We start from the raw sequence: 16,887 nt of genomic DNA, 5'->3' as shown, positions 1-16,887 counted from the left end.
GGGAGTGACGGGCCGTCAATAATGTGACTTTCACGTGATCTCCGCTGCATCGACTTGTGACTGACGTTCGAGTGCGGCTACGTTCACCCCTCGACTCATCCGTCACATGGAAGGCCACCGCATGCGCAACGGGAACGGTCGGCACCGCCGCCCCCGTCAGGCTCCAGCTCTTGTCGTAGCGGCAGGAGTTACGGGCTCTGCCATCGCCCTTCCGCTGCTGGCGTCGACCGGCGCCCACGCGGCCGACGCCACGACCTGGGACCGGGTGGCGCTGTGCGAGAGCGGCGGCATCTGGAGCGCCGACCTGGGCAACGGGCACTACGGCGGTCTCCAGTTCTCGCAGGCCGGCTGGGACAAGTACGGCGGCGGGCAGTACGCGGCCCGCCCCGACCTGGCCAGCCGCTCCCAGCAGATAGCCGTGGCGCAGAAGGCCTACGCGGCCGAAGGGGCGAAGCTCTGGGCCAGTTGCGCGGTCATCGCCGGGCTCACGAAGGACGACGCGGCCACGGCCTCCGTCGATCCGGGCGCTCCTGACACGGTGACCCCGGCCCCCGGGAAGCCGTCCGGCGCGGCCACGGACCCGGACGGCGACACGGGTACGGGCGGCGACACGCATACGGGCGGGACGGGGCAGGCGCCGCCGAGCGCGAGTCCGTCGGATTCCCCCTCCGGGTCGTCCGGCTCGCCCTCCCCCTCCGGCACCTCGAAGCCCCCATCCCACGCATCTCCGTCATCCAATCCTTCTTCGGATAGTTCGGGCTCTTCGGGTGATTCGGGCACTTCGCACGGAAGTGCGTCCGGCGCCCCCTCCTCGCGCTCCACCCCGTCGGGCGCGGCCGGTGACGCCGACTCCGCTTCCGGGGGCTCCCCGGCGTCGCCGGGGGCCGGGAGGCACCGGGGCGGCGTGGCCGGCGACGGTGCCGGCGCGAGCCGTGACGAGGCCGGGCGACATGCCTCGCGCGTCGACAGACCCTCCCGCGATGACGCCCGGACGGACGGCAATTACACCGTCCGCGCGGGTGACAATCTCTGGGTCATCGCCAAGGCGCACGATCTGCCCGGCGGATGGCCCGCGCTCTACGCGGCGAACCACGCGACGGTCGGGGGCGATCCGGACTTCATCGTTCCTGGCCAGAGCCTTGATCTCGACCAGAAACAGGGGTAGTTCGAGGCTGTATGTCCGCTTCTGTTCGAGTGAGACATGGCTCTCGTCGGGCCGACTGAATGTCCGGACTGTCCGCCCGGCGCACGCCGCCCCTCACCTGCGAAAACGGAAAAAGCGCGGTCGTAAACCCGTGACTTCCCCGCCGATGGTCATCTTTGAATATCGGTGGGTCCTGTGATTACGGTCAGACCGCTCGCACCGCGGGCCTCTTCGATCGCCACGCCGAATCCTGCCATCGGTCGAGGGGAAGCAGTTGACGCTAAGAAGCGCCGCAGGCAGGAGCGGGGGACCCAGGTAAGTGCCGGGTCCGGCCGTCCGTTCAGAGTCACAGAACGGTACGAACCGGGAACGGCTTGGGGTGAAGCTGTGCGCTAGGTCGCGCAGCCGGGCAACTCATTGGCCCGAACCCGACAGCTCACCTCGTAGGCGTCGGTGAGGAGATTCTTCATGCTGTTTTCCAGCAAGTCCAAGCACCGTCGCCCCTCGAAGGCCGTCCGTATCGCCACGCTCGCCGGTGTCGCCGGTGCCGCTGTGGCCGTGCCGATGATCGGCGCGACCTCTGCCTCTGCTGCTTCGGTCTCCACCTGGGACGCCGTCGCGCAGTGCGAGTCCGGTGGCAACTGGTCCACCAACACCGGCAACGGCTACTACGGCGGCCTCCAGTTCAACAACTCCAGCTGGGCCGCGGCCGGCGGCACGCAGTACGCCCCGCGTGCCGACCTCGCCACCAAGGGCCAGCAGATCGCCACGGCGGAGAAGCTCCTCAAGATGCAGGGCCCGGGTGCCTGGTCCTGCGCCGGCGCCGGCAACCTGAGCAACGACGGTGTCGACCCGGGCGTCTCCACCTCCGGTGGCGGTTCCTCCAGCGCCGGCCAGCAGAGCCACAGCGACCAGCAGGCCGCTTCGCGCAGCGAGGCCCGCAGCAGCGCCCCGGCCGCGCCCAAGCAGGCCGCGCCGAAGCACGCCGCGCCCACCACGATCGAGAAGGGTGACGGCGAGTACAAGGTCAAGTCCGGCGACACCCTCGCCACGATCGCCAAGGCGAAGCACGTCACCGGTGGCTGGAAGAAGGTCTTCGACCTGAACAAGGACATCGTGAAGGACGCCAACCTGATCTACCCGGGTCAGCAGCTCCACCTGAGCTGACAGCAGCTCTCCTCAGCACCCCGGCCCGGCGCGACTCCCCCGTACGCGCCGGGCCGGGGGTCTCTCCGCCGGAGCAGCGCCGCGGTCCGCCCGCCGGTCCGGCAGGGGTGACGATCCGGATAGCATGGGATGGTCTGCTGACTTTCACACCGTCATACGATCTTTTGGACCCTTTTTCATTCAGGGTCCGGGCGCCCTTGCGGGCTGATGGCGCGGAGCCGGTTAGGCTCGTGCCGCAAGACCAAAGTGACCCTGCGCCCATAGCGTCACATTCCAGAAGGAGATGCTAGTGCCGTCCATCGACGTCGTCGTAGCCCGGGAAATCCTGGACTCCCGAGGCAACCCCACGGTCGAGGTCGAGGTCGGCCTCGACGACGGCAGCACGGGTCGTGCCGCCGTTCCGTCCGGCGCCTCCACAGGTGCGTACGAGGCCATCGAGCTCCGCGACGGTGACCCCAACCGCTACCACGGCAAGGGCGTCGAGAAGGCGGTCCTCGCCGTCATCGAGCAGATCGGCCCGGAGCTCGTCGGATACGACGCCACCGAGCAGCGCCTGATCGACCAGGCGATGTTCGACCTGGACGCGACGGAGAACAAGGGCTCGCTCGGCGCCAACGCCATCCTCGGCGTCTCGCTCGCCGTGGCGCACGCCGCATCCGAGGCATCCGACCTCCCGCTCTTCCGCTACCTGGGCGGCCCGAACGCGCACCTGCTGCCCGTTCCGATGATGAACATCCTGAACGGTGGGTCGCACGCCGACTCCAACGTCGACATCCAGGAGTTCATGATCGCCCCGATCGGCGCGGAGTCCTTCTCCGAGGCACTGCGCTGGGGCGCCGAGGTCTACCACACCCTCAAGAAGGTCCTGAACACCAAGGGCCTGTCGACCGGTCTCGGCGACGAGGGCGGCTTCGCGCCGAACCTGGACTCCAACCGCGCTGCCCTCGACCTGATCATCGAGGCCATCAAGGAGGCCGGCTACGCGCCGGGCAAGGACATCGCGCTCGCGCTCGACGTCGCCGCGTCCGAGTTCTACAAGGACGGCAAGTACGAGTTCGAGGGCAAGTCGCGCTCGGCCGCCGAGATGACCGAGTACTACGAGGAGCTCGTCTCCGCGTACCCGCTCGTCTCCATCGAGGACCCGCTGTACGAGGACGACTGGGACGGCTGGAAGGTCATCACCGACCGGCTGGGTGCCAAGGTCCAGATCGTCGGCGACGACCTCTTCGTCACCAACCCGGAGCGCCTGGCCCGCGGCATCGAGGAGGGCTCCGCCAACGCCCTGCTCGTCAAGGTCAACCAGATCGGTTCGCTGACCGAGACCCTGGACGCCGTCGAGCTCGCCCAGCGCAACGGCTTCAAGTGCATGATGTCCCACCGCTCCGGCGAGACCGAGGACGTCACCATCGCCGACCTCGCGGTCGCCGTGAACTGCGGTCAGATCAAGACCGGCGCCCCGGCCCGCTCGGACCGTGTCGCCAAGTACAACCAGCTGCTGCGCATCGAGGAGATCCTCGACGACGCCGCGGTGTACGCGGGGCGCTCGGCCTTCCCTCGCTTCCGCTCCAGCTGATACAGCCAGAGAACTGAATATAGAGCTGAAACAGCAGTAAAGGCGCAGCCATGCGCAGCCGTCCCCGTACCCGGTCCCGTACCGTGTCCGGGGACGGACGTGCGTGCATAACGGGGAGGCGGCATGGCAGGGAACCGGGACCGGTTCTCCACCGCGACCAGGCTCAAGGTGCTCGGAGAGCAGACCGCGGCCCGCGTCTACCGCTCCCAGTCCAGGCGCCAGGCCCGCAGACCCCGGCTCACCGGCCGGGCGGCCATGCTGCTGATGGTCCTCTGCACCCTGGTGGTGGCGCTCGCGTATCCGATGCGGCAGTACGTCTCGCAGCGCAACGACATCGCCGATCAGCGGCGCCAGGTCAGCGAGGCGAAGGCACGCGTCGAGGAGCTGCGGGACGAGAAGGCCCGGCTCCAGGACAACGCGTACGTGGAACGGCTGGCCCGTGAACAACTGCACTACGTGCGGCCGGGGGAGACCAACTACACGATGGTCGACCCCGACGCCCGGGCCCGGCCTTCCGGCAGCAAGGGCGCGACGGACCGGCCGTGGTACGCGAACATGTGGGACGGCGTGGACAGCGCCGACCGCACCAAGGCCCCCTAGGCCGTCCTCGTGCCGCAGCCGCCGGGCTTCCCTCTCTCACCGGCACCCCATTCTCCGGCACTCACTTCACAGACACTCAGATCCAAGGCAGGCATGGAAACGCCCCCTCCGCAGACCGACCGCACCGAGCCCACCGACGCGGACATCGCCGCGTTCAAGGAGCAGCTCGGCCGACCGCCCCGCGGCCTGCGCGCCATCGCGCACCGCTGCCCGTGCGGCAACCCGGACGTCGTCGAGACGGCCCCGCGTCTGGAGGACGGCACGCCGTTCCCGACGACGTATTACCTGACGTGCCCGCGTGCGGCCTCCGCGATCGGCACGCTGGAGGCGAACGGCGTCATGAAGGAGATGACCGAGCGTCTGCGCACGGACCCCGAACTCGCCGCCGCCTACCGCGCCGCGCACGAGGACTACCTCGCGCGCCGCGACGCGATCGAGGTCCTGGAGGGTTTCCCGAGCGCGGGGGGCATGCCCGACCGGGTCAAGTGCCTGCACGTCCTGGTGGGTCACTCGCTGGCCGCGGGACCGGGCGTCAACCCGCTGGGCGACGAGGCGCTCGCGATGCTGCCCGAGTGGTGGGCGAAGGGGCCGTGCGTGCCACGCGCGCGGGACGGCGAGGACCCCGCCCCGCTCGGCGGCTGAGAGCCCGTCCGGCGGCCCCCGCCGGGGCGGCCGCACTCCGGCGGGCAGGCCTCCCGCGTTGTTGGAATGTCCCGGTGGCTTCGCCATCCGGCAGGCTCCGAGGATCCGGGCCGGGACGCAACCCCGGCTCCACGAGAGGACACCCATATGACCCGCGTCGCTGCCATTGACTGCGGCACGAACTCCATTCGTCTGCTCGTCGCGGACGCCGACCCCGAGACCGGCGAACTCGTCGACCTGGACCGCCGGATGACCATCGTCCGGCTCGGCCAGGACGTCGACCGGACGGGCCGGCTCGCCCCCGAGGCGCTGGAGCGGACCTTCGCGGCCTGCACCGAGTACGCCGAGGTCATCAAGGCCCATGGCGCCGAACATCTGCGCTTCGTCGCCACCTCGGCGTCCCGTGACGCCGAGAACCGCGACGAGTTCGTGAGCGGGGTCCGCGACATCCTCGGCGTCGAACCCGAGGTGATCACCGGCGATCAGGAGGCCGAGTTCTCCTTCACCGGTGCGACGAAGGAGCTGGCAGGGCAGGGCGGCGAGTACCTGGTGGTGGACATCGGCGGCGGCTCCACCGAGTTCGTCGTCGGCGACGAGTCCGTCAGGGCGGCCCGCTCGGTGGACATCGGCTGCGTACGGCTGACCGAGCGGCACATCCGGCACGATCCGCCGACGCTCGGCGAGATCACCGCGATGCGCGCGGACATCGACGCCGCGCTGGACGAGGCGGCGGAAACAGTCCCGCTCTCCGGCAACCACACGCTCGTCGGTCTCGCGGGATCGGTGACCACGGTCGCCGGCATCGCGCTGGACCTCGACGCGTACGAGTCGACCGCGATCCACCACTCCCGCCTCACCGCGGCCCAGGTCGGCGAGATCGCCGGGAACCTGCTCATCTCCTCCCACGCCGAGCGGGCGGCGATCCCGGTGATGCATCCGGGGCGGGTCGATGTCATCGGGGCGGGCGCGATGATCCTGCACTCCGTGATGAAGCGGACCGGCGCCGGCGAGGTGGTCGTCAGTGAGCACGACATCCTCGACGGCATCGCCTACAAGGTGGCAGAAGATGTCGAAGCGGGACGAAAGCGTCACTGACCTGCGGTGATGCTCTGACGTGCGGCGGCCCCTGCCCTCTGGCGCTACGGGGCCCAGCGGTGACCGGAGGCAGCGCCTCTTGCGGCGCATGGGTGAACAGCGGTCTGTGCGCGATGAGTTCAGTGGCGCCCCATATGGGCCGGGGCTCGGCCGTGGTCACCGTCGGGCGTCCCTGGGCCAGGACCGCTTCGGCCTCCCGGGCCGGCAACCGGGCCGCCAACACGTCGGCTGCTTCCTCCAGCGCGTCGAAATCCGCGATCGGCACCAACGCCTACGCCCGCGACGGGCGCGCCGTCGCGGGCGATGCCCGACGGGATCGCAGGGGCTGCGCGCGGGGACGCCGGGCAGCGCCGAGGAGGCCCGCCCGCCGCGCCGCCCGCTGCCCCGGTGGGGTGTCTCCGAGGCGTCTCGGGGACCCTCCATGACAGCGTTGTCAGGCTTCCGGGGCGCCGCCGGGGGCCCGGCGGGCGGACCGCCGCGAGAAAGTTCGTGAACTTCTTCACAAGGAATTGGGGCCTGTCGGCCGAAGATCCCGGGACATGGGGCCCTGTCGGTGGTCCGCAGGGCCCTGTTCCGACTTTTACGGGCGGTGACGTGCGTGTTGCAGACGGATGACGCGGCGCGGTGGTCTATTCGGCGCGACACGGTCAGGGCCTGCTCAAGAGGGGTGAACAACGTTCGCCGGGGGGTGCTGGTTCCCTTGTGGGGGAGTGACCTCCGTCATGCGAGCCGCGCAGTGTAGCAGAGGTGCCCACCGACCTTGTGAAGGGGCGCACGAGGTACCCCCTCCCGAGAGGTGGATACTCGTTGCCATGAGCACCACGGAGCGTCCCAGGATCCTCGTAGTTGGAGGCGGGTACGTAGGCCTGTACGCAGCTCGACGCATTCTCAAGAAGATGCGCTACGGCGAAGCGACCGTCACGGTCGTGGACCCGCGCTCGTACATGACGTACCAGCCCTTCCTCCCCGAAGCTGCTGCCGGCAGCATCTCGCCTCGGCATGTCGTCGTCCCGCTGCGACGCGTGCTGCCCAAGGCCGAGATCCTCACCGGCCGTGTCACCACGATCGACCAGGACCGCAAGGTCGCCACGGTCGCGCCGCTGGTCGGCGAGGCCTACGAGCTGCCCTTCGACTACCTGATCATCGCGCTCGGCGCGGTCTCCCGCACCTTCCCGATCCCCGGCCTCGCCGAGCAGGGCATCGGTATGAAGGGTGTCGAGGAGGCGATCGGCCTGCGCAACCACGTCCTCGAACAGCTCGACAAGGCTGACTCGACGACCGACGAGGACGTCCGCCGCAAGGCGCTCACCTTCGTCTTCGTCGGCGGTGGCTTCGCAGGTGCGGAGACCATCGGTGAGGTCGAGGACATGGCCAGGGACGCCGCGAAGTACTACACCAACGTCAAGCGCGAGGACATGCGCTTCCTGCTGGTCGATGTGGCGGACAAGATCCTTCCCGAGGTCGGGCCGAAGCTCGGCGCGTACGGCAAGGAGCATCTGGAGTCCCGTGGTGTCGAGGTCTACCTCAAGACCGGCATGGACTCCTGCGTCGACGGTCACGTGGTGCTGAACAACGGCCTTGAGGTCGACGCCGACACGCTCGTCTGGACCGCCGGCGTCAAGCCGAACCCGGTCCTGGCCCGCTACGGCCTGCCGCTCGGCCCCCGCGGCCACGTGGACACCTCCGAGAAGCTCCAGGTGCAGGGCACGGACTACATCTGGGCCGCGGGCGACAACGCGCAGGTCCCGGACATGGCCGCCCGCAAGGCCGGTGTCGAGAACGCCTGGTGCCCGCCGAACGCCCAGCACGCGCTGCGCCAGGCCAAGGTCCTCGGCGACAACGTCATCTCGGGCATGCGCGGCTTCCCGCAGGGCGACTACGAGCACGCCAACAAGGGTGCGGTGGCCGGCCTCGGCCTCCACAAGGGCGTCGCGATGATCGTCATGGGCAAGGTGAAGATCAAGCTCAAGGGCCGTCTCGCCTGGTACATGCACCGTGGCTACCACGGTCTCGCGGTGCCGACCTGGAACCGCAAGATCCGGGTCGTCGCCGACTGGACGCTCGCGATGTTCCTCAAGCGTGAGGTCGTCTCGCTCGGCGCGATGGAGACCCCGCGCGAGGAGTTCTACGAGGCGGCCAAGCCGGCGCCCCGTCCCGCGGCGGCGAAGGCCGAAGCGGCTGCGCCCGACGCGGGGAAGAAGGCCGACGCCGAGAAGGCCAAGGCCTGACCCCGTAGTACAGCAGGTCCGTTCAGGTCCGGAGGGGCCGCCCGCCATCCGTGGTGCGGGCGGCCCCTCCGGCGTACCGGGACAGATGTACATGTATCCACCACGGATTTTGCGTTCCCGTTACGTGGTATTGGGACTGTGGCGGCAGGCGTTCGGTGTTTACCTACTGCTGAGCCTTTTCCATCTGTACGGAGGTGTGCGCCATGGCCGACGCCGCGCTGCGGCTGACCACTCTCGCCGAGGAGCTGCTGGGGGCCCCGCTCCCTGTCCGCATCCGGGCCTGGGACGGCAGCGAGTCGGGCCCCCCGGGGAAGCCCGTCCTGGTGATCCGTCACCGGCGGGCCCTGCGGCGGCTGTTGTGGAAGCCGGGGGAGCTCGGTCTGGCCCGTGCCTGGGTGGCCGGTGAGATCGATGTGGACGGCGACCTGTACGCGGCGCTCGATCTGCTCGCCGGGCTGATCTGGGAGCGCGAGGACCCGGCCGGCGTCCGGAAGGCACGTGTCCCGCTGCTCGACCCGAAGCTGCGGGCCGCCGCCCGCGGACTCCTCGACATCGGCGGGCTGCTGCCCCCGCCGCCTCCGCCCGCGGAGGAGATCAGACGCCGCCGCGGCCCCGTCCACACCAAGCGCCGCGACCGGCAGGCCATCAGCCATCACTACGACGTCGGCAACGACTTCTACGAGCTGGTGCTCGGGCCCTCGATGGTCTACTCCTGCGCCTACTGGGACGGGGACTCCACGCTGGAGACCGCCCAGCGCGACAAGCTCGACCTGGTCTGCCGGAAGCTGGCCCTCAAGGAGGGCATGCGGCTGCTCGACGTCGGCTGCGGATGGGGCTCGATGGCCATCCACGCCGCCCGCGAGTACGGCGCCCGGGTCACCGGTGTGACGCTCTCCCGCGAGCAGGCCGTGTATGCGCGCAAGCGCATCGCGGAGGAGGGGCTGACCGACCGGATCGAGATCCGCGTCCAGGACTTCCGGGACGTCAAGGACGGTCCTTACGACGCGATCTCCTCGATCGGGATGGCCGAACACGTCGGGTCCGTCGGCTACCGGAAGTACGCCGACGACCTGTTCGCGCTCCTCAAGCCCGGCGGCCGGCTGCTCAACCACCAGATCGCCCGCCGCCCGGAGCGCGACGAATCGGCCTATGAGATCGACGCCTTCATCGATGCCTATGTCTTCCCGGACGGTGAGCTGTCACCGGTCGGCCGGACCGTGGAGCTGCTGGAGGAAGCCGGGTTCGAGGCCCGGGACGTCGAGACGCTCCGCGAGCACTACGCGCTGACCCTGCGGGAGTGGGTGTCGAACCTGGAGGCGCACTGGGCGGAGGCCGTGCGGCTGACGAGTCCGGGCCGGGCGCGCGTCTGGCGGCTCTACATGGCGGCGTCCGCGCTCGCCTTCGAGAACAACCGGATCGGTGTCAACCAGGTGCTGGCCGTGAAGACCCCCGAGGGCGGGGCCTCGGGGCTGCCGCGCAGGGCCCGCGACTGGCGCTGACCCGCGCGATACGCCGCAGCACGGGGGCCCGGGACACTGTTGATGTCCCGGGCCCCCGTGCTGCGTATGACCAGTGGCGCCCGGCCTACTCCGTCTTGATCGCCGTCAGCATGTTCAGCCGTGCCGCGCTGCGGGCCGGCCAGAGGGCGGCCAGGATGCCGACGAACGCCGCGAGCAGCAGGAAGATGCCGATCCGGCCCCACGGCATGACCAGGACGTAGTGCGGGATGCTCGACTTGATGGTCTGGCCGATGGCCCAGGCCAGGAAGGTTCCCAGCGCGATACCGACCACCGCGCCGAAGACCGAGATCACCACGGCCTCCAGCCGGATCATCCGCTTCACCTTGGTCCGGTCCAGGCCGATCGCCCGCAGCATTCCGATCTCCTGCTGACGCTCGAAGACCGACATGGCCAGGGTGTTGACGACGCCGAGCACCGCGATGATCAGGGCCATCGCCAGCAGCCCGTACATGATGTTCAGCATGGTGTTGATCATGCCGCCCATGGCGTTGCGGATGTCCTGCTGGTCCAGGACGGAGATGGCCGGGTTGTCGCCCATCGCGTCCACCAGGGCCTGGTCGCCGGAGCCGCCGCCGTCCGTCTTCACGAAGACCTGCTGAATGTCCGGCTTCTTCTCGTGCGGGGTCAGCACCGACATGGGGGCCAGGACGGGCTGGACGAACTGGTTCTCCCTGAAGACCGCGCCGACCGTCAGCGAGCCCTTCTTGTCGTCCAGGAACTTCGCGGACAGCTTGCTGCCGGGCTTCCAGCCCTCCTTCTCCGCCGTCTTCTGCTCGACGGCGATCCGCCCCCGGGCGAGCGAGTCCAGCGAGCCGGAGACCACGGAGAGGTTGAGCACCCGCTGGATGTCGCCGGGCTTCACCCCGGAGACGCCCTGGTCGCTGCCGTCGATGACGATCTGGCTGCCGGCCTGCGGGGAGACCGCGGTGACGCCCTTCGCCTTCTCCAGTGCCGTGACCGTGGAGGGTGCGAGCGACATGCCGTTGGCCATCTCGACCATGTAGTCGCCCTTGAAGTTGTCCGTGGTCATCCGGTCCACGGACTGGCCCACCGTGACACCGATCACCGTGAGCCCGGTGACCAGCGTCAGTCCGATCGCCAGCGCGGAAGCGGTGGCCCCGGTGCGGCGCGGGTTGCGGACGGCGTTCTGGCCCGCGAGCTTGCCCGCCACCCCGAACACCCGGGTCAGCAGCGGCCGTACGAGCGCGATGACCGGGCGGGAGAGCAGCGGGATCAGCACGATCACGCCGATCAGGGCCAGGAAGGCACCTGCCGCGATCATCATCCGTCCGCCCGAGCCCGCCGACGCGCCGGCCATGATCACCGCGGCGCCGATCAGCGTGATGACGGCGCCGATCGAGTTCCGTACCACCAGGGACTTCGTCGTGGCGGGCAGGTGCTGGCTGCCCATCGCCGCGACCGGCGGGATCCGCGCCGCCCTGCGGGCGGGCAGCCAGGCGGCGAGCATCGTGATCAGCACGCCGACGAGCAGCGCGGCGAGTGCGGTGGTGGGCGCCACGACCAGCGGGCCGCCGGGCACCTTCGCCCCGAAGGAGCCCATCGCCGAGCGCAGCCCCACGGCCAGTCCGATGCCGAGTACGAAGCCGGCCGCGGAGGCGACCGAGCCGACCACCAGCGCCTCGGCGAGCACCGAGCGGGTGACCTGCTTGCGGGAGGCGCCGACGGCGCGCAGCAGGGCCAGCTCCTTGGTGCGCTGGGCGACGAGCATGGTGAAGGTGTTGGAGATCAGGAAGATCCCGACGAAGAGCGCGACCGCGGCGAAGCCGAGGAGCATCTGGTTGAGACCCGACATCTCCCGCTCGATCTGCTTGGCCTGCTCGTCGGCGAGCTGCCCGCCGGTCTGGGCGTCGGCGTTCTTCGGGAGGAGGGGCTTGACCGCGGAGAGGATCTTCGCCTGGGAGGCGCCGGGGGCCGCGGCGATGTCGACGTCCGCATACCAGCCGGGCTGCAGATAGAGCTTCTGGGCGACCGCGGTGTCGAACAGGACCAGGCTGCCGCCCGCGCCGACCGCGCCGTCGTCGGTGGTGAAGATCCCGGTGAGGGTGTACGTGCGCACCGGCCCGTTCGTCGCGACCCGCACGGTGTCACCGACGTGGTAGCCGCCCTTGTCCGCGGTGTCCCGGTCCAGCGCGATCTGACCGCTCCTGACAGGCCCGGAGCCGTCGGTGAACGCGTACCGGCTGTCCTTGCCCTGCTTGCCGGGGGAGTAGCCGGCGCCCTTGTTGGACCAGCCGTTGCCGATCAGCTTGCCCTTGTGGTCGGCGACGCCGGCGAATCCGGACACCCGGCCGGTGGCCGAAGCGACCCCGTCCAGGCCACGTATGCGGTCCAGGGTCTTCGTGCTGACACCGGGGGCGCCATCGGGGTCGTCCGAGTCGGCGTACGAGGTGACCGCGACGGCCACGTCGGAGTAGCTCTTGGCCGACTGGTTGCGGAAGGCGTGGCTGAGGGTGTCGGTGAAGACCAGGGTGCCGGAGACGAACGCCACGCCGAGCAGTACGGCGAGGACGGTCATCAGCAGCCTGGCCTTGTGCGAGAGCACATTGCGCAGGGCGGTACGGAACATGGTGGGTGTCAGTCCTGAGGTGAGGAGCAGGCGGGGCGGGCGGAGACGCTGGGGCGGTACCGGGTCAGCTGGTCCGGCCCCGGGCGTCGAACTCCTTCATCCGGTCCAGCACGGCGTCGGCGCCCGGCGAGAGCATCTCGTCGACGATCCGGCCGTCGGCGAGGAAGATGACCCGGTCCGCGTAGGCCGCGGCCATCGCGTCGTGGGTGACCATGACGACGGTCTGGCCCAGCTCGCGCACGGAGTTGCGCAGGAAGCCCAGCACCTCGGCGCCGGAGCGCGAGTCCAGGTTCCCGGTCGGCTCGTCACCGAAGATGATCTCGGGCTGGGAGGCCAGCGCACGGGCCACGGCGACGCGCTGCTGCTGTCCGCCGGAGAGCTGGGTGGGCCGGTGGCCGAGCCGGTCCTTGAGCCCCACCATCTCGATGACGCTCGCCAGCCACGCCTTGTCGGGCTTGCGGCCCGCGATGTCCATCGGCAGGGTGATGTTCTCGGCCGCCGTCAGCGTGGGCAGCAGGTTGAAGGCCTGGAAGATGAAGCCGATCTTGTCCCGGCGCAACTGCGTGAGCTGCTTGTCCTTGAGGGTGCTCAGCTCGGTCTCGCCGATGCGTACGGATCCAGAGGTGAAGGTGTCGAGACCGGCGACGCAGTGCATCAGCGTCGACTTCCCCGAACCGGACGGGCCCATGATCGCGGTGAACTCGCCCTTCCGGAAGTCCACGGAGACGCCGTCCAGGGCGACCACCTGGGTCTCCCCCTGGCCGTACACCTTGGAGAGGTCGGAGGCGCGGGCGGCCACCGCGGTGACGCGGCGGGCGGTGGTGGTCGAGGTCACGTGGAGCTCCTGTTCGGGACGGGATGCGGGGACCTCTTCATCCTGTCTGCCGCCCGGCGCCGGAACGTCCCTCCGCATGCCCGTTCCTCCGGCCGCCTTGAGAGTGACCGGGAGGCCGCCGCCTCCTCCTCCGGTATGACACCGCCCCTGAGAGCGTCCCCCGCCGGTACCCCGGACGGCCCTGCGGGCGGCAGGGCGGCACCCGGGCCCGGCCGCGTCAATGACGAGGCCGCCGGGCGGGGGCCGATGACCCCTGTCGGCGGCGAGTTTCCGTCATTCCCGTACCCCCCGGTACAGGGCCGTCACCACGTGCGGCATGTGCCGATGGCGCATCCACCGGCTGACGGACCTTCAGGCATCAATAAAATAAGACAACATCGGGTTAAGGGCCCGCAGTCCGGGCGGCGCATCCGGATAGTCTTTGAGACGCGAAAGCGGTGCCGCGCGTCTTGCCCGGATGGTGGAATGCAGACACGGCGAGCTTAAACCTCGCTGCCCCTCGGGGGCGTACCGGTTCAAGTCCGGTTCCGGGCACATCGCCGAGTGGCGGGCCGGCCGGCGTCAGGATCGCGAAAAGATCCTTCCCAGGCACTACGGCCTTCTCTTTGCTGTCCCATTACTCTGTTCATGAGGCCACGCACCGTGGCCACTGAGGAGTGAGATGAGGAGCAGCAACCCGGTCTTCTCGCGACGGGGCTTCAGCCGCGACAACGGCTACGCGGGATTCAACGCGGCGCCGCAGGCCGGGGGCGCCGCGGTAGGGACCAACCCGTACGCACCGAACCCGGCCGGCGGGAACCCGTACGCCACCAATCCGTACGCGACCGACCCCTACGGCCCGCAGGCGCCCGCCCGCACCGGCGGGATGACGATGGACGACGTCGTCTCGCGCACGGCCCTCACACTCGGCACGGTCGCTGTCGGCGCCGCGCTGGCCTGGGTACTGCTGCCGGTCTCCTCGACCAGTTACGGGCTGGCCTTCGGCGCCGCTCTGGTGGCCTTCGTGCTGGCGATGGTGCAGTCCTTCAAGCGCACGCCGGTGCCCGCGCTGATCCTCGGCTACGCGTTCTTCGAGGGCATCTTCCTCGGCGTGATCAGTGAGATGTACAACAGCCAGTGGTCGGGCGCGCCCTTCCAGGCGGTGCTCGGCACGATGGCGGTGTCGGCCGCCACCCTGGTGGCGTACAAGCAGCGCTGGATCCGGGTCACCGCGCGGTACGCGCGGATCGGCATGACCATCGCCCTGGCGTTCCTCATGGTGATGGTGGTCAATCTGCTGCTGGTCGCCTTCGGTGTGGCCGGGGACGGCGGGCTGCGCGACTTCGGCCCGCTCGGCGCGCTCGTCGGAGTGCTGGCGATCCTGATCGGCTGCTTCTTCCTGACGCTGGACTTCAAGCAGATCGAGGACGGCATCACCTACGGCGCTCCGCGCGAGGAGTCGTGGCTGGCCGCGTTCGGTCTGACCATGTCGCTCGTCTGGATCTACCTGGAGATGCTGCGGCTGGTGGCCATCTTCAGCGGCAACGACTAGGACCTGTCAGACAGGGCGGCCTCCGGTGAGGGCCGCCCTCGCGTGAGGGGCCCGTCCGGAGGTGTTCCGGACGGGCCCCTTCACGTTCCTCCGGCGGTGCGTTCCCCGGGCGGGTGGGCGCCGGTGGTGCGGGTCCGGTCGCCCGCAGGGCCTAGAGCAGCCGCCGTGCGGCTCGTCTCAGGTCGTACTCGTGGATGATCGCCTTGGCGTGGCCGTACGCGAGCTGGTGTTCGCTCCTGAGCCAGCTGACCTTCTCGTCGAAGCGGAGAAGAGTGGGGCCCTCGTCGACGGCGCGGAGCCAGTCGGACACTTCCCGGCCCGTGCACTCGGGGATGCGGGAGAGCAGGTTGCGGTGGGTCTCGTCGGAGAAGACTTGGGACATCGGCGCCTCCGGAGGCATTGCGCTGAGCCGGCCCTGGGGCCGACCGGTCTTACTGTGCCTTCCCTGCACCGTGCCTCAGCGCGGGCCCGTTGGCAACAGTCAGGACCGGGCGCGTAGGGTCGCGGCGTGCTCGATACGACGCCCCTCACCGCCGCGGCGGACCGCTTCGCCGACCGGCTTCGCTCGGCCCCGCAGAGCAGGCTCCAGCGCGGCGCTGCCGCCGCCGGGCTCGCCCTGGCCCGGGAACTGTCGTCGCGGGCCCAGCGCCTGGAGTCCCCGGACGCCGCCGTGCGGATCATGCCGGACGCCGGGGTGTTCGCCGTCGCCGACCAACTCACGGTCGCGGCCCATGATGTGGCCGAGGCGCTGCGAACGGCCCCGCCCGTGGAACTGGACGAGGCCGTGAAGTCGGTGGTGGCGGCCGAGGCCGGATCGGGGCTGTGAGGTCCGGGCCGGCTGCCGCGGTACTGCGGGGTGCGGTGAGGTTCCGTGCGCGGGGTTCCGTGCCTACAGCGACGCTATGACGCGGTCCGCGAGGATGTAGACGTTCTCCTCGCCGCACGTGAAGGTCAGCGCGTACGCGCCGGAGATGCCGGAACCGCCCAGCAGGACCGGGTTGTCGCCCGTGCGCAGGGCCTCGGAGAGCCGCTCGGCGGTCTCGCGGTGCCCCGGCGTCATACAGAGCGTGGTGCCGTCCGCGAAGACGTACACATCGAGCGTGCCGAGCGGACCCGGGCGGACGTCGGAGAGCGCGGTACGGGTCTCGGCGAGCTCTTCGAGGCGCGTCACCATGCGCTCGTGCTCCGTCACCACGGGGGTCTGCACCGGGACGAAGTCAGGGTGTGAGGGGTGCCGGCGGCGGGCCGCTGCCAGTTCGGCGCTGTCGGGCGCGTACTCGTCCGTGCCCGGCTCTTCGTCCGCGTCGACTGCCGACTCGACGGCCGGTTCCAGCTCGGAACCGAAGCCGGTCTCGAAGGCGGGGTCGAGGCCGGTGAAGTCGGTCTGACGGGGCAGGAAGAACGCGGCGTCCTCGCCGAGGCCCGCCAGGCCGCCCAGCAGGGACGGGGCGTCCGCCGCGTCCCTGGACTCCTGCGCGGCCCAGAAGGCGCGCGCCTCGGCCAGCTCGCGTTCGCGTTCCTCGGCCAGCGCTTCCGCGACGGCCGCGCGTATCTCGGCCGCCGGGGTCTCCTCACGCGCGGCCGGTACGGTCGCGCCCCGGGTGCCGCCGGTCGCGCCCGCGAGGTCGTCGCGCAGGGCGGCGATCTGGCGGCGCAGGCCGTGTGCGGCATGCAGGGACGCAGCGCCGACGGCCGTGGCGGTGGCCGTCGTCAGCAGCAGGGCAATCGACAAAGTGCTCACTGACTTACTCCCGGATTCAATCGTTCCCCGACTTCCTACATCAGCTTGTCGTGGGAGTGCTTCCGTCGGCAGTGCATTACGTCATGAATTGGACAGGTCTTTGGGCCCTGGTTTTCCCTTTGGGACAGCTGTGACCTGCGGGAATGAAAATCCCCGGGAGATAGGTCACATCCTGGGGGAGATTCGGTCACGACTGAGCGGCGAGCGGCATGGGCGGGGTCGAG

General features: G+C 69.9%; 14 protein-coding genes, 1 tRNA gene and 1 riboswitch. Of the genes, 11 read left to right on the top strand and 4 right to left on the bottom strand.

Features of this window, described 5'->3' with window-relative positions; translation table 11 throughout:
• Positions 1-121: 121 nt before the first annotated feature.
• The 8 genes from OG917_RS13680 to OG917_RS13645 all read left to right on the top strand — a co-directional run bounded on the left by OG917_RS13680 (position 122) and on the right by OG917_RS13645 (position 9,948).
• Positions 122-1,165 carry a LysM peptidoglycan-binding domain-containing protein gene (locus OG917_RS13680; protein ID WP_328317866.1) on the top strand — a complete coding sequence of 348 codons (1,044 nt, stop codon included), beginning with the start codon at positions 122-124 and terminating at the stop codon, positions 1,163-1,165.
• A 257-nt stretch (positions 1,166-1,422) separates the two neighbouring features.
• A riboswitch (cyclic di-AMP (ydaO/yuaA leader) is annotated at positions 1,423-1,609 on the top strand.
• Between the two features lie 3 nt (positions 1,610-1,612).
• Entirely contained in the window at positions 1,613-2,311 is a 699-nt protein-coding gene (locus OG917_RS13675; protein WP_328317865.1) for a transglycosylase family protein, read from the top strand.
• A gap of 283 nt (positions 2,312-2,594) precedes the next feature.
• Positions 2,595-3,884, top strand: coding sequence for a phosphopyruvate hydratase (eno, locus tag OG917_RS13670; protein WP_328317864.1), 1,290 nt, complete (start codon positions 2,595-2,597; stop codon positions 3,882-3,884).
• 123 nt (positions 3,885-4,007) lie between these two features.
• On the top strand, positions 4,008-4,484 hold the full coding sequence (locus OG917_RS13665; protein WP_328317863.1) for an FtsB family cell division protein: 477 nt from the start codon (positions 4,008-4,010) through the stop codon (positions 4,482-4,484).
• A 93-nt stretch (positions 4,485-4,577) separates the two neighbouring features.
• Positions 4,578-5,126, top strand: a complete 549-nt coding sequence (locus tag OG917_RS13660) for a DUF501 domain-containing protein (protein WP_328317862.1) — start codon at positions 4,578-4,580, stop codon at positions 5,124-5,126.
• A 147-nt stretch (positions 5,127-5,273) separates the two neighbouring features.
• Complete coding sequence (locus OG917_RS13655) at positions 5,274-6,221, top strand: Ppx/GppA phosphatase family protein (protein WP_328317861.1); 948 nt, start codon at positions 5,274-5,276, stop codon at positions 6,219-6,221.
• A gap of 812 nt (positions 6,222-7,033) precedes the next feature.
• Entirely contained in the window at positions 7,034-8,449 is a 1,416-nt protein-coding gene (locus tag OG917_RS13650) for an NAD(P)/FAD-dependent oxidoreductase (protein ID WP_328317860.1), read from the top strand.
• 203 nt (positions 8,450-8,652) lie between these two features.
• On the top strand, positions 8,653-9,948 hold the full coding sequence (locus OG917_RS13645) for a cyclopropane-fatty-acyl-phospholipid synthase family protein (protein ID WP_328317859.1): 1,296 nt from the start codon (positions 8,653-8,655) through the stop codon (positions 9,946-9,948).
• Positions 9,949-10,033: 85 nt separating this feature from the next.
• Here the strand turns inward: OG917_RS13645 and OG917_RS13640 are convergent, their stop codons facing one another.
• Positions 10,034-12,556 carry an ABC transporter permease gene (locus OG917_RS13640; RefSeq protein WP_328317858.1) on the bottom strand — a complete coding sequence of 841 codons (2,523 nt, stop codon included), beginning with the start codon at positions 12,554-12,556 and terminating at the stop codon, positions 10,034-10,036.
• Positions 12,557-12,620: 64 nt separating this feature from the next.
• Positions 12,621-13,391 carry an ABC transporter ATP-binding protein gene (locus OG917_RS13635; RefSeq protein ID WP_328317857.1) on the bottom strand — a complete coding sequence of 257 codons (771 nt, stop codon included), beginning with the start codon at positions 13,389-13,391 and terminating at the stop codon, positions 12,621-12,623.
• A 451-nt stretch (positions 13,392-13,842) separates the two neighbouring features.
• Here OG917_RS13635 and OG917_RS13630 point away from each other — a divergent pair.
• Positions 13,843-13,925, top strand: a tRNA-Leu gene (locus OG917_RS13630).
• 127 nt (positions 13,926-14,052) lie between these two features.
• Positions 14,053-14,922, top strand: a complete 870-nt coding sequence (locus OG917_RS13625; protein WP_328317856.1) for a Bax inhibitor-1/YccA family protein — start codon at positions 14,053-14,055, stop codon at positions 14,920-14,922.
• Between the two features lie 151 nt (positions 14,923-15,073).
• Here the strand turns inward: OG917_RS13625 and OG917_RS13620 are convergent, their stop codons facing one another.
• A complete protein-coding gene (locus OG917_RS13620; protein WP_328317855.1) occupies positions 15,074-15,304 on the bottom strand; it encodes a DUF4287 domain-containing protein in 231 nt (76 codons plus the stop codon).
• A 126-nt stretch (positions 15,305-15,430) separates the two neighbouring features.
• Between OG917_RS13620 and OG917_RS13615 the strand changes: the two genes are divergently transcribed.
• The gene (locus OG917_RS13615; RefSeq protein WP_328317854.1) at positions 15,431-15,748 is read left to right on the top strand and encodes a hypothetical protein; all 318 of its coding nucleotides are present in this window, start codon (positions 15,431-15,433) and stop codon (positions 15,746-15,748) included.
• 63 nt (positions 15,749-15,811) lie between these two features.
• On the opposite strand, the gene OG917_RS13610 is transcribed toward OG917_RS13615, so the two are convergent.
• Positions 15,812-16,663 carry a hypothetical protein gene (locus OG917_RS13610; protein WP_328317853.1) on the bottom strand — a complete coding sequence of 284 codons (852 nt, stop codon included), beginning with the start codon at positions 16,661-16,663 and terminating at the stop codon, positions 15,812-15,814.
• Positions 16,664-16,887: the final 224 nt, after the last annotated feature.

It is taken from the genome of Streptomyces sp. NBC_00388, assembly GCF_036061255.1.
GTDB lineage: Bacteria > Actinomycetota > Actinomycetes > Streptomycetales > Streptomycetaceae > Streptomyces.
The sequence above is the reverse complement of the archived record's forward strand: the minus strand, read 5'-3'. Positions and strand labels throughout refer to the sequence as shown.